Source organism: Streptomyces sp. NPDC001315 (genome assembly GCF_042896175.1).
Lineage (GTDB): Bacteria > Actinomycetota > Actinomycetes > Streptomycetales > Streptomycetaceae > Streptomyces.
The window spans coordinates 16,909-30,080 of the sequence record NZ_JBIAWZ010000021.1; the positions used below are offsets into that span (position 1 = coordinate 16,909).

Sequence of the window (13,172 nt, forward strand, 5' to 3'; positions counted from 1 at the left end):
GCCTCTCGCGCTGGGCTGGACACGAGCCCACCAGCTTTGGCATTATCGAACCTGTCGCGGCTCGACCGGGCGCCGACACCGCCTTGCCGATCCTTCCAAAGGGGTTTCGATGTCTCCCGCCGAACGGCTCGTGGACACCGCGCAGATCGTGTCCGAGTTCGGCACGAGCAAGCCCCGGATCAGCGAGTGGAGCAACGCCCCGGACAGCGGTTTCCCCGCGGTCGCGCACACGGAGGGCCGCAAGCGGTTCTGGCGCCACGACGAGGTCGCGGCGTTCTTCGCCAAGCGCGCCCCGAAGAAGCGCACGCTGCCGGCCGCGGTACTCGAGGCCGACCAGGACGAGCTGCTGACCAAGCGGGAGGTGGCCAAGCTCCTCGGCTACACCCGCACCTCCACCATCGACGCCTACTTCCGCGATCGGCCCGGATACTTCCCCGAGCCCGACGAGGACGTCGACGGCCCGATGTGGCGCCGCGGCACGATCGTCGCCTGGGCCAGCAACCGGCCCGGCAAGGGCCGGCGCAGCTCCGCCCCGGCTACCGCGCTGCCCGCAGTGCCCGTCGATGGAGACCCCGACGAGCTGCTCGGTACCGCCGAGGTCGCGAGCCTGTTCGGCTACAGCAGCGTCGCTTCGTTCTCCAGCGCCCTCTACCAGGGGCGCATCCCCGAACTGCCCGAGCCGGAGACCCTGGAGAGGGAGGAAGGCAGCCGCGGCGGAGCCCGCAAGAAGTGGCGCCGGTCCACCGTCGTCGCCGCCGCCCGCAAGCGCGGTGTGCTGCCGGCCGCCGACCAGGACGAGAACGAGGACCTGGTCGGCGCAGCCGAAGCGGCCCAGATCCTCGGATACGGCAACGCCGACAGCTTCATCAGCGCTCTCGGGCACGGGCTCCTGCCCGACCTCGAGCAGCCCGACGGGTTCGAATACCGCCGCGGGAGTGCCGGCCGACCGCGCCAGCAGCGCTGGAAACGCTCCCGCATCGAGGAGCTGGCCGCCCTCCGGTCCTCGACGCCCTGACTGCAACACCGAACCGCGTCACACGCGGGATACCGTAAGACCGCGGCCTCTGGTTTAAGGGATCGACGAACTCCCGGCGGGCCAGACGCCGCACGATGGCCGGTATGGAGAGGCCAGCCACCTCTCCGCCGCGAAGCCGCCCGGCTTCGCGGCACCGGCCATCGCCGCTTCCTCAACGCTCCCACGAAGGCCACCCCCGAGCTCCTCTCCAGGTTCCGGAGTGATCACATGCCCAGGCAGGCCCTTCTCCCCTGTTTCCGTTCCAAGCCGCGCAGCCCGGCATCAGGCCGAGTGATCGTTGACCCCGCCATACCGGACAGACAACACAGGAGGCTCGCGGTCGGGCTCCCGGTACCCCGGCTATCGTTCAGTCTGCGGTAGCCGGACAGCCACGACATCGTCCTCTCGATCACTCACCTTCGGCGGCCCAATCGTTCGCTGGACTCGATGCCCTTGCGGGCGATCCGGACTCCGATGCGCTTGCCCCATAACCATTTTCGCAGGTCGGGGCGGTCATAGGCTTTGTCGGCGTGCAGGCGCTGGGGCTTGAAGTAGCGGCCGTGATCCGGGTCGTTTCTCGTTTTGGCGCCCGAATTTTCTCACTTTCCCTGTGCGCGGGCTCCCTTGCCGATGGCCGCACGGATCTGAGGAGCCAATGCTTGCTGGTCGAGTAGGGCCCGGCACTGAGCTGTTCGCCAGTCGCCGCACTGCCGTCGCGACGCCGGTGGTCTGGGGCGGCGCGACGGCCTGTGTCTCGCCTCAGTTGCCGGGTTGGGGGTCCTTGCCCCCGTCGTCCCCGGACGCGGTGACGGACCCGGTGCCTTCTCCTTCTGCCCCCGCTGGCCGACGGCGGCTGCGGCGCGGGGCGCGCGTACACCCGGTCAGCAGTCTGCGGAACTCCGCCCAGACTTCGTACGCTGCGTAGCCGAACGTCACTTGACGCCTCCGGGGTTGGCGGGAACCAGCAGGCCGTCACCCGGCCACAGGGCGCACCCGGCTTCCGCCCAGGCCAGTTGCCTGCCGACCTCGACCAGGACCTCGATGCGTTCGGCGGGCCCGTACGCCTGATGCCGCTCGGCCGCCGGGTCGTAGACCCGTACTTCGCTGTGCGGGCCAGAGCACACCAGGGCACGGGCGATGTCCGGCAGGCCCAGGCTGAGGGCATCGCATTCACGGTTCCGGATGAGCTGGAGCAGATCCGCGGTGACCGCCTCCCAGTCGCCGACCTCCGGCCAGCGCGTACCGCCGTCCAGTTCGTGGGTGAGCGTGGCAAGCGGCACGATCTCGCCTGGCCGGCGGCCGCGGGTGAGGCGGTCGTAGATGCGGGCGCCGTCGGGCTGCCGGACACGGGGGTGCAGCAGGGAGGCTGCGGCTACGAGCGAGGTGTTGATCTCCTGGGCGGCGGCCGTGTAGTAGGCCTCGTGCGCGAAGAGCAGGTACACCTCGCCGGTGGGCTGTTCGGAACCGTCCTGGGGCATGTTCGCTTCCTCCTTCGTCGGCGGGACGTGGGTCGTGTGCTCGGCTGAGGGCTGGGGCCGCCGGCGGGGCCCGGGCGGGTAGGGACCCAGCGGCGGCTGCCCGCCGAACCGGTCAGCGCACTGGGTCGTGACGATCTGGCGGGTCTGGATGGCGAGTTGCAGCATCAGCCGCTCGCGGGCGATGAGCTCGCTGGAGGCTGAGCGGGTGTCGTGGCGCTGGAGCAGGTCTGCGGTGGCGAACAGCTGGTGGTGGCCGATCTCGACGGCGCGCCGCACCTCGTAGTGGTCGCTGCCGGCGGCAGCCTGGACGAGGCCGGTGTGCAGAGCGGCGAGGCGCTGCAGGTAGCGGCAGGCGGCTTCGTCCTCGATGATCCGGGCGTTCTCGCCAGCACGGGTATCGAGCCGGTCAGGCAGGTGCTCCACGAGCAGCGGGGCTAAGGCGGCCGCCGGCAGCACGATGCTGAAGGGGACGCCCTGCATGAGCGCAAGGGCGGCCGACACCAGGGTGAGGGCCGTGACGACGGCCGTGGCCGGGCGTACGGTCACTTTGCCGAGGCGGATCCGGTGTGCCGGACGCCTGGCCAGCCAGCGCAGGGCCAGGCGCTGGGACCGGGTCGCGATCGGGGTGAACACGGCCACCCGGTGCGGCTGTTCGGGCAGGCTGCCATCGGCCGGGACCGTCCAGTCGATCCACCCCCATCCCGTCCGTTCACGGATCAGGACGGGCTCACAGCCAGCCGCGCAACCGGAGCCGCAGCAGACGTGCCCGCCGCGCACGGCGCGGGAGCGTTTCCTCTCCCAACACTGCGGCTGCTGCCCAAACGGGCTCAGCTGCTGAGCGAGCCCTGCCGCCGACGGTACGTAGGTCGTCATGGGGTGCTTCCTTCCAGCAGGTTGGTCGATGCAGTTGCGCAGGTGGTACAGCGGCCATCGCCCTCGGGGCGGGCCCGCCGGGGCGTCGGTCCAGGGCAGGTTCGGCACAGCGGCCAGCCCAGACAGGCCGGGCAGAGGTCTTCGCCGGGGGCAGTTCCGGGAACGCCGCAGCCGGCGCATTCGACGAGCGCCCGGTAGGTCAGGGCCTCAGTCACCGTGCGTGCGGCAGACGCCGTGGACGACCGCTCGGCCGACGGCCACCCCTGTGGCTCGGCTTCCATCACGTCGCCGCGGTGGTGACAGCCGTCCAGCGTGGCGGGAGGCGGGTAGGCCTGAGCGGCGCGCAGGCGGGCGGCGATGATCGCACCGACCGTGGTGCGCACCGGCTGCGGCAACGGCCGGTCGGTGATGACGTGACGCAGCTGCTCGCTGCTCCAGCCGGCCTCCAGCATCACAGTGGCCACGCGGCCCTGATCGGTCAGCACCTTCCCGGTCAGCAGGAGTTCCGGACGGCTCGCTCCGATCTCGAGCAGCAGCTGGATCCCCGGATGCATCTCATCCGCCGGGAGCGCAGCCGGTACGTCCGGCTGGTCCGTCCCTTGGGTCGTTCCCGCGGCGTCGCCCTGGTCGCACGGATGGAGGGGTCTGGTCTTCTGCTTGTTGGTCTTCTTTCTGTTGGTGTTCTTAGTGGGGCGATGAACCGACGTCGGGTTATCCACCGGTGGAAAACCCGACATCGGTTGCGACCTGCTGTTTTGCAGGCTGGGCAGATCGGTGATGAAGTACGCGGCCGCGCCGAGGGTGCCGTCGGGGTTGCGCTCGCGTTCCCGGAGCAGGAAGCCGTGCTTCTCCAGCTCCTTGAGGCCGCTCTTGACGGCCTCCTCACCGTCGCGGCTGCGGCGCGCCAGGTCCGTGACGCTCATCCGCCAGCCGTCCCGGTGCGTGCTGATGAGCCCGAAGATTCCCTTCGCCTTGAAGGACAGCCGGGGGTCGCGGAACAGGCCGTTGGCGATCTGGGTGAACTGGTCCGCCGCCATCACCCCACGGCGGATCCCCGCCCCGAAGCCGGGCGGCGCCTCACCCGCCGGCGCGGAGGCGAACACCGACCCGGCCGCCGCGGCAAAATCGGCGGGGGCGGGGCGGTCCGTGATCGAGTACACGATCTCGCGGAGCGTCCCGTCGTCGTGCCTGAGCTGTTCGCGGATGAGGTAGCCGTGCCGCTGCAGTTCGGTGAGGCCGCCGCGTACGGCGTCGCGTCCGTCGGGTCCGGCGCGCACGAGGTCGGCGACCGTCACGTGCCAGCCGGCGCGGTGGGTGCTGATGTAGCCGAAGATGCCCTTCGCCTTGAAGGAGATCTTGGGGTCGCGGAACAGGCCGTTGGCGATCTGAGTGAATTGGTCCGCCGCCATCACCCCACGGCGGATCCCCGCCCCGAAGCGGCTCATCGTGCTTCCTCGCGCGCCATGTGCGCGCGGCCGCCGATGCCCTGGAGCGAACGTGCGGGAGCGAGGTGGCGGGGGCCGCTGTGTGAGGTGCCGTGAGCGAGATCCATTCCGTCAGCTCACCCGGCACGCCCGACCAGGCTGACGACCACAACCCCCGACCACCGGTCACGATCCGGCAACATGCGCACTGGGCTGGCGTGGTCGGGCTCATGGTCGGGCCGACCACGGCCCTTCCCCGCTGCCCGCCGAAGGCTGCGCAGTCGCGGTTGCGCAGCGGCAACGTCGCCCATTGCGCAGACGGCTGCGCAACGGTTCCGGGTCCTGCGCATTCGGCATGTGCAGCCGACTGCGCATAGCCGGCAGACGCCGTCGACGTTGGTCTGCGCACTCGGCCAAGTCGAGCGCAATCGGGCCTTCCACGGCCTCCTTCCTGGAGCCGGCGCGGTCCCGATCCGTCGGCGGCTTCTCCCTCTGTCGCCCCTGGGCTCGCTGGGCCAGTTCCCCGTCCCCACCACCTTCACGGCGATGTTCGGTTCAGGCGTGCCCGGTCGCCGTCCGCGGCCATGGTCGGGGCGGTGGTCGGGCCGACCATGACCCCGACCACGGGCTTTGTGTCCCCATCGTGACTGTGGTCGGGCCTTCATGGTCGGTGGTCTGGTCGGGGTCGGCGGGTTTCCTCGAGGTCAGCAAGTACACGATCTGACCTGGGAGATTGACCATGTCCCCTGGCAAGCAGGCCTCGGAGAGCGACGCGGCTCCCCCGGTGGCCGCAGGCGCCCGGCTGGAGAAGATGAGGCGGCGCGTGCGCCTGTCGCGCCTGGCCTTGTTCACCGCGATTGCGGCCGGCCCCATCGCCCTGGGCGTCGCGGTGATGTCCGGCCCGACCACCGTCGCGGCCGCCCCCTCGGACAAGCCGACCGCCGTGCGCACCGCGGCCACCGCGGCCGACCCGGCGGGCTATGCGCAGGTGTTCGTCGACGCGTGGTTGCGCAGCAGCACCGACGACGCGAACAGTGCGCAGGCGCGGCTTGCGCAGTCCCTCGCGCCGGACGTCGATCTGCCGGACCCGGTCGCCAGTGCGCAGCCGAAGCCGGCATCGGTGACCGCCGTGCGCAGTGCGCAGCGCGAGGACGGCGAGTGGGCGGTGACCGTGGCTGCGCAATACGCCGACGGCCGCCTGCGCTACTTCGTCGTCCCCGTGACCGCCGACGCGAGCGGCGCCTCGTTCGCCGTGATCGGCGCCCCCGGCGCGGTGGCCGGCCCGGCGCGCGCCGGGGTGGCCAAATCGCCGTACGGCGTGAGCGTGCCGTCCGACGGCGATCTGTCCTTGGCAGTCGGCGAGTTCTTCGGCGCGTACCTGGCGGGGGCCGGGGATGTGGACCGCTACCTCGCTCCCGGGGTGAAGCTCTTGCCGGTCTCTCCCGCCCCGTACACCGCGGTCACCGTCCAGGAGGTGTGGGGTGCCGATCAGGCCGCGGCCGCCGAACAGGTGCCGGCCGACGGCACGCGGGTCCGTGTCCGCGTGGCGGTCGAAGCCGTGGATGACGCCGGGCGTTGGCCGCTGGCGTACGACATCGACCTCAAGGCCCGCTCCGGCCGGTGGGAAGTCGCGGCGCTTGAGTCCGGAACCGTGAGGGACGGGGGTGCCCGGTGAATACGGTGCACAGTCTGATGCTCGCCGGGCAGCTCAATGACCTTGGCGATTCGTGGATCACCATGTTCAAGGAGTGGGCGACCAAGGGCCTGCAGGCCGGTCTGGTCTGCCTCGTCGTGGTCATCATGATCCAGAAGTTCAGCCTGAAGGCCGGGATCGGCGCCCTGCTTCTGATGATCATCGCGCTGGGGCTGTACGACAGCCGCAACGACCTGGCGGACATGTTCACCGACGAGGTGAAGAACCCGTCCCAGGGCGCCTCCGCCGTGCCCGGCATCGTGCGCGGACCCGATCCGCTCGCCCGGGTGCACTCCGACGGCGCGGGAGGCTGGCTGTGAGCGCCGCGGCCGCGGGGCGGGTGGGCCGCTTCTACACCTCCGCCCGCCGCCACCCGTGGGTACTGGGCAAGGTCGCCGACTGGAAGATCCCGCTCGGCCCCTACACCCCGGCACAGATCGCGGTCGCGGTCGGCGGCGGCTTCCTGCTGGTCAAGACGATCAGCTGGTGGTCGTGGATGGGGCCGGTGCCGATCGTGGCCTGGCTGCTGGCGGTCTGGGCGGTACGCCGTCCGAAGATCAAAGGGCGCGCCCCGTTGCAGGCGGCGCTGGGCTGGGTGCTGCTCGCCTGGCAGCCGCAGGGCGGCCGCATCGGCGGCCGGGCCGCCCGGGACCGCATCTCCCGGCCTCTGCTTGGCGGCTTCACCCTCGAGGAGACTGCTCCCGCTGTCCCGGTCATGGCCACGCCCCGCGTCGACCAGCCTGCAGCCGACCGCAAGGCGCACCGGGGCCCGGCGGCCCGTCCGCCCGCGCGGCCGCGCCCGGTGTCGGTGGGGCCGGTGTCGGGCGTCCAGCAGTTGCTCGCCCTCGCCGAACAGGCTGGGGGTGCCAGGTGAGGGTGCCGATCCGTCACATCGCCGGACACCTCGTCTGGTCGACACACGGCAGCGTGTGGGCCCTCTACCGGCTGCACCCCGGACCGGACGCGCGCGGCCACCGAGAGGAGAGCGTCCAGGGCACCTACGTCCCGGCCGCGGTCCGCGACGAGCAGCTCGCGAAGATCACGCACTTGATCCGTTCCCTGACGGGGGCGCCACGCCTGTTCGGGCTGTGCGCCCAGGTCGACCCGGGCGAGATCGCCCTGCGCATGATCGAGGGCATCGAGCCCGGCGACCAGATGCCCGGCAGTACGCATCCGTGGGTGGAGAACGTCGAGGCCACCCTGGACCTGCTGGGCGAGCAGGAGATGCACCGCCGCACGCTCTGGCTGGCCGTGCCGCTGCAGAACGACGCCGCCGGCGGGCAGGTGACCGCCTCCCTCGGCGCGATGTGGGCGGACGTCGCGCCGATGCTGGGCATGCGGGCCGCCCCCGTGGCGCGCCGCGAGGTGACCTCCTACCGCGAGCAGGCCTCCCGGGTGGAAGCCGCGCTCGCCGGCGGCGTCGCCTTCCGCCCGGCCCGCCCGGCGGAGATCGTGTGGATGATCCAGCACGCCCTGCACCGAGGCCTCACCGAGCCGCTGCTCACCGAAGCCGAGACCAGCAACCTGTACGGCGGGCGGCTGAAGGCGGGGATGCTGCACTCCCCCAGCTACGCCGACCTCGGCCAGGTCCGCCTGCAGGAGGGAGGCGTCGATCCCGCGCTCGACGACGCCGAGGACCTGGCGGGCGCGGACCGGATCGGCCGGTCGGGCCGCATGGCGTGGTGGCGGCTGAAGACATCGTCGCCGCTGCGGCGGCGGTGGCTGCAGGTGGAGTCCGACGCCGGAGTGGGCTATCAGGCGCAGCTGGCGCTGGCCGAGTGCCCGCCTGCCGTAAGCCAGGACGCCGCCGACCTGTTCGCGCAGCTGGAGACCCTGGATTTCCCCGTCGACTACACCATCGACCTCACCCTGGTACCGGCCGACAAGGCCCGCGACCAAGTGCGGCGCAAGAAGAACGAACTCATCGACCAGGCCGACCAGTACGACGCCCGCCCCACCGGCATGCCCGCCTCCCTGACCGACGCCGCCCGCGACCTGGGCGAACTGGACGTACGACTGTCGCGCACCAGCGTGGAGGTCGAGGTCCAGTCGGTGACGGTCCTGACCGTGTGGGGGCCGACCGCCGCAGTCTGTGACGCCCGCGCCCGAGCCCTGGCCGCGCTGCTCGGCGGCGCCGACTACCGCGCCGTGCGTCCGGCCGGGCTGCAGGAGGCCTTGTTCACCGTCGGTCTGCCCGGCACCGCGCGGCCCGGCGTGGTGCGGGAGTTCACCCAGCACCAAGTCAGCGAGGACTGGGCTTTGGGCGGGGCCTTCACGCTTGCGGAGGTCGGCGACCCCAACGGCATGTTCCTCGGCATCGACCTGGACTGCGGCACCACCCGCCCCGTCATGATCAACGTGGCGGATGCGCCAAAGCAGGACGCCTCCGCCTCCATGGGGATCATCGGCGATCTCGGCGCGGGCAAGAGCGTCCTGGAAAAGCTGATCTCCGAGTCGGTGTGGGCGCGCGGCGGGATCGCGATCTGCATCGACCGCACCCCTGTGCGGGAGTGGGCGACCTTCGCCCGCACCGCGGCCGCGGGCCGCTGCCAGATCATCGACGCCGCCCAGGCCGAGGTGTCCATCGACCCGCTGCGCATGTTCGACGGCCCCGAAGGCCGCCACTACGCCCTGTCTTACCTCACGCTCCAGCTCGGCATCGGCCCGATGAGCACAGGCGGGGAGGTCCTGCACCATGCCGTGGAGCGGGCCGCCGCCGGTGACGCCCCCTCCATGCACCGGGTCCTTCAGGTCCTCGACGAGATGGCCAAGGCGGAAGCGGGCAAGCGGCAGGACGCGGCCGCCACCCTCGCCGGCCTCGTCCGCGTCGTGGCCAGCAACCCTCTTGCAGCGATGGTGTTCGACCCCAGCCTGCCGCCGGTGCGGCTGGACGCCTCCAGCGCCTCCGACATGATCGTGGTCACGACCGCGGGGCTGAAGCTGCCGCCGAAGGCCGCGTTCGACAAGCCCGAAGTGCTGCACCAGCAGTCGCTGGAGGCGCTCATCGGCCGCGCGGTCCTCTACCTGATCGCGGCCATCGCGAGGCAGACCGCGTTCGAGGACCCGGAGCGGTTCACCGCCGTGGTCCTGGACGAGCTGTACTGGCTCACCTCTTCGGCCGAGGGCACCGCCTTGGTCCACGAAATCCTCCACGACGGCCGCAAGCACGGCGCCGGGCTGATCGCCGGCTCTCACGACGCCGACGAACTCGGCCCCGACCGCGGGCTGATGGCCTACCGCGCGCTCGCCCGCACCGCGGACCGCGAACGCGCCCGCCGGGGACTTCAGTTCCTCGGTCTCAACTCGAACGACCCAGAGCTGCTGCGGCTGGTGACCACCGGCCTGTCCCCCGTCGGACAACGCGGCCGCGAAGGCGAGTTCCTGATCACCTGCCCGCGGCAGAACACCGGCCGCATCAAGGTCGTCATCCCCCGCATCGAGCGGATCTTTTCCTCCATCACCACCACACCGGGACGCCGCACACCTACGCCCGCGTCCGCGCCGCTCGCCGGTGCCGCCACGGGTGACCGTCCGAAGGAACCTCGATGACCTCTTTCGCACCCAGTCGCTCCCGGCGCCTGGCCGCAGCCGCGAGCGCTCTCACGGCGATCGCTGTGGCCGTCGGCGTGCTCGTCCTGGCGCTCGGGGCGAGCCTGCCGGAGACCTGGTGGCCGCGCACCGGGCAGGCCTTCGCCGCCGACGCCGCCAAGGCGCCCGCAGACGCGTGCGATCGGATAGCGGGTCCGGCCAAGGAGTACTGCGAGCGCGGCCGCCACGCCGCGAGCGCCGGATCCACCCAGGACGGCGGTGGCGCCGCCGCATGGAAGCTGCTGTCGGCCGCGACCGGGGTGGGCGCGCTCGTGATCTGGCGACGCCGGGCGCCTACGAGGCAAGGGCGGGCCTGAGATGTTCCGTCCAGACCACGGCACGCTGCGCCGGGCCGGCTTCGTCCTGCTGCTCACCGGCGTGTTCGTCATGGTGAACAGCCAGGTCGTGTACGCGGCCAGCAGCAACAGCGAGACCGGAGACCTGCTCGCCCCGCTGAACATCTACTCGTCCGAGGGTGTGCCGATCGATGGGTACGACCTGAACGCTTCAGGCGGCTCCATCGTCGCCTTCAAGACGCAGGCCCTGGCCTTCGCCCTGTCCGGCCTGTTCACACTGATCCGGCTGCTGGTCGGTCTGGCGGGGTGGGCAATCGAGGTGGCCTTCCGGTTCCCGCTGCTAAAGATCCTGGCCCGCCCGGCGCAGAAGGTTGCCGACACGTACGACAACGTGGTGGTCGACACCCTGGGGTTGAAGGGTCTGCTGCTGGCCTGGGCGTTTGCTTTCGCCGGGTTCATGATCGTGCGCGGGCGGGTGGGCCGCGGGCTGGGCGAAATCTTCCTCACCTTGCTCATCGGGGCGATCGCCGCTTCGGCCCTCATCCGCCCCGACACCCTGCTCGGCCAGGACGGCCCTTTGGGCCAGTCCCAGCAGGTGGCTGCCGAGGTCGCCCAGCAGAGCGTCGACTCCTACGACTGGGGCGGAAAGATCGCCAGCTACGACCCGTGCGCCGGCATGGCCGGCAACGCCGAGATCAAGTGCGAGGAGCGTGAAGGCGAAGGACCGGTCTCCGCAGCAGAGGTGGCCCGGCCCATCCAGGACTCGATCACCAACGCCCTGATCGTCAAGCCGTACATGCTGCTGCAGTACGGGCGCGTCCTCGACCCCGCCAAAGAATCCGACCGCAAGGCCTACGCCGTCCACCTGAAGTGGATCACCGGCGGATACAAGGTGGGCGCCAAGGTTACTGACAAGGGAAAGGAAGTCTGCAGCAAAATCCGCGGCGCGGCGAAGAAGTACTGCGAGCGCGGCTTCATCGAGGGGGTGCCCGACAGCGACGGCGGTGACGGCCTGCCGGAGCTCACCCCCGGCGGCGAGCTGCTGGATGCCTCCAACGCGGTCGTCACCGACGAGGACCGCGAGTTCTACGCCTTCCTCGAGGACATGAAACGGGCCGGCGACGTCGGCAAGTCGTGCGCCGCCTACGCCGAGAAACCCACCTGGTGGCGCGTCGGCGGCGCCGCCCTGCTGCTGGTCGCAGCCCTGTTCATCTGCGGCATGCTCCTCTCCAGCGCCATCGTGCTGCTGGGCACCCAGGGCATCTGCGCGGCGTCCGCGGCCGCGGGCGGTGTCACCTTCGTCGCGGGCATGCTGCCCGGGCCTGCGCGCCAGTCGGTGTGGAAGTGGCTGTCGATCTGGGGCATCGCGGTCCTGACTGTGGTCGGGATCTGCGCGTTCGTGCCGTTCTTCGGCATCGCCGTGGACGCCACCGTCACCGACGGGCCCGACCTGATGGTCGAGCGGATCCTGCTCATCGACGTCCTCGCCATCGCGGGCGCGGCCGGACACCGCCGCCTGCTGACAGGGATCACCTCCTTCGGCCAGCGCATGGCCATGCGGATGCGCTACGCCAAGGTCGGCGGCACCCACATGCCGGGCGACACCTCCGAGCTCGGCGCCGCGCTCGCCATGAACTCGTCCGCCGCGCTCGGCGGATACGGCGGGGGCTTGCGCGCCGTCACCGGTGGCGGCGGCGGCCGGTTCGGGCTGCTCGGCACCCGGCAGCGGCTTATGGGCGCACTGACGTCGCTGTTCGACGGGGCGGGTATGCCGGTGGACACCGGTCGTGTGCTCGCCGATGCCACCGCCGAGGCAGGGCGTGGGCTCGCCCCGCTCACTGCGGCGGCCGCCGTGGGCGGGCTCGGAGCGCGGCTCGGTGCGAAGGGCTCCCACTGGCTGCTGATCGGCCGGCGTCCGGACAAGGAGCAGTTGGCCAAGTGGCGTAAGCCCAGCGCGGACGGCGATCCGGACACAGGCGGCCCGTCCGGCGGCGGGGACAGTGGTTCGGGCGGCGGAGGGCCGCGCCGTCCTGGCGGTCCGCCCGACCGCTACCGCGACGAGGACGGCCAGGTCGTGGACCGCCGCTCGGGTCAGGTACTGCACGACCAGAACACCGACCGCACGCTGCTGTCAACGCGCGCCCACAACCGTCTGGTGCGCTTTCGCGGGTACCGCATCCTCAATCGGGGTGGCCGCGCCGCGTATGGGGCGACGGTCGGTCTCCCGGCCAATGTCCGCCGGGCCCGCTCGGGCGGATCGCGCTACTCCCAGGACGCCCGCCAGCAGGTGCGGGTGTGGGGCAACACCGTCCGCGAGGACGGCCGGGCCTGGGCCGACGCGGGACGGCAGGCTGCCCGTTCCGGCCCCTTTCGCAGCCGCCGCCTCCCGGCAGCTCCGACGGCAGTCCCCTCCCCGCGGCCGAACCCGGTCCAGTCGGCGACGGCACGTACTGGCAGCCCCGCCGGCCGTCCGGGGCCAGGCCCCGCTCGGCCGACCGCGCCGACGTCTTCGGCCGGAGGCAACACAACGCCGACGTCCCCGAACCGGCTCGCGGGCGGCAGCGCCACGCGTCCGGCGAGCCCTGCGTCGAACAGGACAGGCCCGGCCCTTCCCGGCGGCGGGAGCGCTCGCACCACACCGCGAGACGAGGCGCGTGCCCGGATGCGGGACCTGATGCGCCAGAACGGGCCCGAGGCAGAACCTCAACGCCAGGCCGATCGGCTGCGCGAGATGCGGGCGCAGTGGCAGGCCGAGGACGGTGAGGACGGGTGAGGGCGTCCCGGCGCCGCCTCGGGCGGTGGGGA

Annotated in this window: 9 protein-coding genes and 1 pseudogene; 7 read left to right on the top strand and 3 right to left on the bottom strand. The window is 71.6% G+C overall.

Annotation, left to right across the window (positions count from 1 at the left end):
* Window positions 1-109: 109 nt before the first annotated feature.
* Window positions 110-1,015, top strand: a complete 906-nt coding sequence (locus ACFY16_RS35210) for a hypothetical protein (protein ID WP_390651301.1) — start codon at window positions 110-112, stop codon at window positions 1,013-1,015.
* A gap of 416 nt (window positions 1,016-1,431) precedes the next feature.
* Here the strand turns inward: ACFY16_RS35210 and ACFY16_RS35215 are convergent.
* The 3 genes and pseudogenes from ACFY16_RS35215 to ACFY16_RS35225 all read right to left on the bottom strand — a co-directional run.
* Window positions 1,432-1,563: pseudogene (locus tag ACFY16_RS35215) on the bottom strand (IS5/IS1182 family transposase); the annotation flags it as partial.
* A gap of 384 nt (window positions 1,564-1,947) precedes the next feature.
* Window positions 1,948-3,366 (bottom strand): hypothetical protein, encoded by a 1,419-nt coding sequence (locus tag ACFY16_RS35220; protein ID WP_390651302.1) that lies wholly within the window; start codon window positions 3,364-3,366, stop codon window positions 1,948-1,950.
* Complete coding sequence (locus tag ACFY16_RS35225; protein ID WP_390651303.1) at window positions 3,363-4,811, bottom strand: hypothetical protein; 1,449 nt, start codon at window positions 4,809-4,811, stop codon at window positions 3,363-3,365. The genes ACFY16_RS35220 and ACFY16_RS35225 overlap by 4 nt, the downstream gene beginning before the upstream one ends.
* A gap of 718 nt (window positions 4,812-5,529) precedes the next feature.
* On the opposite strand from ACFY16_RS35225, the gene ACFY16_RS35230 reads away from it, so the two are divergent.
* From ACFY16_RS35230 to ACFY16_RS35255, 6 genes are read left to right on the top strand one after another with little or no spacing between them, the layout of a single operon-like run.
* Window positions 5,530-6,465, top strand: a complete 936-nt coding sequence (locus ACFY16_RS35230) for a conjugal transfer protein (protein ID WP_390651304.1) — start codon at window positions 5,530-5,532, stop codon at window positions 6,463-6,465.
* The gene (locus ACFY16_RS35235) at window positions 6,462-6,803 is read left to right on the top strand and encodes a hypothetical protein (RefSeq protein WP_390651305.1); all 342 of its coding nucleotides are present in this window, start codon (window positions 6,462-6,464) and stop codon (window positions 6,801-6,803) included. Before ACFY16_RS35230 ends, ACFY16_RS35235 begins: the two co-directional genes overlap by 4 nt.
* Window positions 6,800-7,357: a hypothetical protein gene (locus ACFY16_RS35240; RefSeq protein WP_390651306.1), complete on the top strand. Its 558-nt coding sequence runs from the start codon at window positions 6,800-6,802 to the stop codon at window positions 7,355-7,357. Before ACFY16_RS35235 ends, ACFY16_RS35240 begins: the two co-directional genes overlap by 4 nt.
* Window positions 7,354-10,032, top strand: a complete 2,679-nt coding sequence (locus ACFY16_RS35245) for an ATP-binding protein (RefSeq protein ID WP_390651307.1) — start codon at window positions 7,354-7,356, stop codon at window positions 10,030-10,032. The genes ACFY16_RS35240 and ACFY16_RS35245 overlap by 4 nt, the downstream gene beginning before the upstream one ends.
* Window positions 10,029-10,388: a hypothetical protein gene (locus tag ACFY16_RS35250; protein ID WP_390651308.1), complete on the top strand. Its 360-nt coding sequence runs from the start codon at window positions 10,029-10,031 to the stop codon at window positions 10,386-10,388. Before ACFY16_RS35245 ends, ACFY16_RS35250 begins: the two co-directional genes overlap by 4 nt.
* A gap of 1 nt (window position 10,389) precedes the next feature.
* On the top strand, window positions 10,390-13,140 hold the full coding sequence (locus tag ACFY16_RS35255) for a hypothetical protein (RefSeq protein WP_390651309.1): 2,751 nt from the start codon (window positions 10,390-10,392) through the stop codon (window positions 13,138-13,140).
* Window positions 13,141-13,172: the final 32 nt, after the last annotated feature.

What these genes read in the sequence shown, in the direction of transcription:
- ACFY16_RS35210 (WP_390651301.1), top strand. Translation starts at nt 110, where the DNA reads ATGTCTCCCGCCGAACGGCTCGTGGACACCGCGCAGATCGTGTCCGAG.
- ACFY16_RS35220 (WP_390651302.1), bottom strand. Translation starts at nt 3,366, where the DNA reads ATGACGACCTACGTACCGTCGGCGGCAGGGCTCGCTCAGCAGCTGAGC.
- ACFY16_RS35225 (WP_390651303.1), bottom strand. Translation starts at nt 4,811, where the DNA reads ATGAGCCGCTTCGGGGCGGGGATCCGCCGTGGGGTGATGGCGGCGGAC.
- ACFY16_RS35230 (WP_390651304.1), top strand. Translation starts at nt 5,530, where the DNA reads ATGTCCCCTGGCAAGCAGGCCTCGGAGAGCGACGCGGCTCCCCCGGTG.
- ACFY16_RS35250 (WP_390651308.1), top strand. Translation starts at nt 10,029, where the DNA reads ATGACCTCTTTCGCACCCAGTCGCTCCCGGCGCCTGGCCGCAGCCGCG.
- ACFY16_RS35255 (WP_390651309.1), top strand. Translation starts at nt 10,390, where the DNA reads ATGTTCCGTCCAGACCACGGCACGCTGCGCCGGGCCGGCTTCGTCCTG.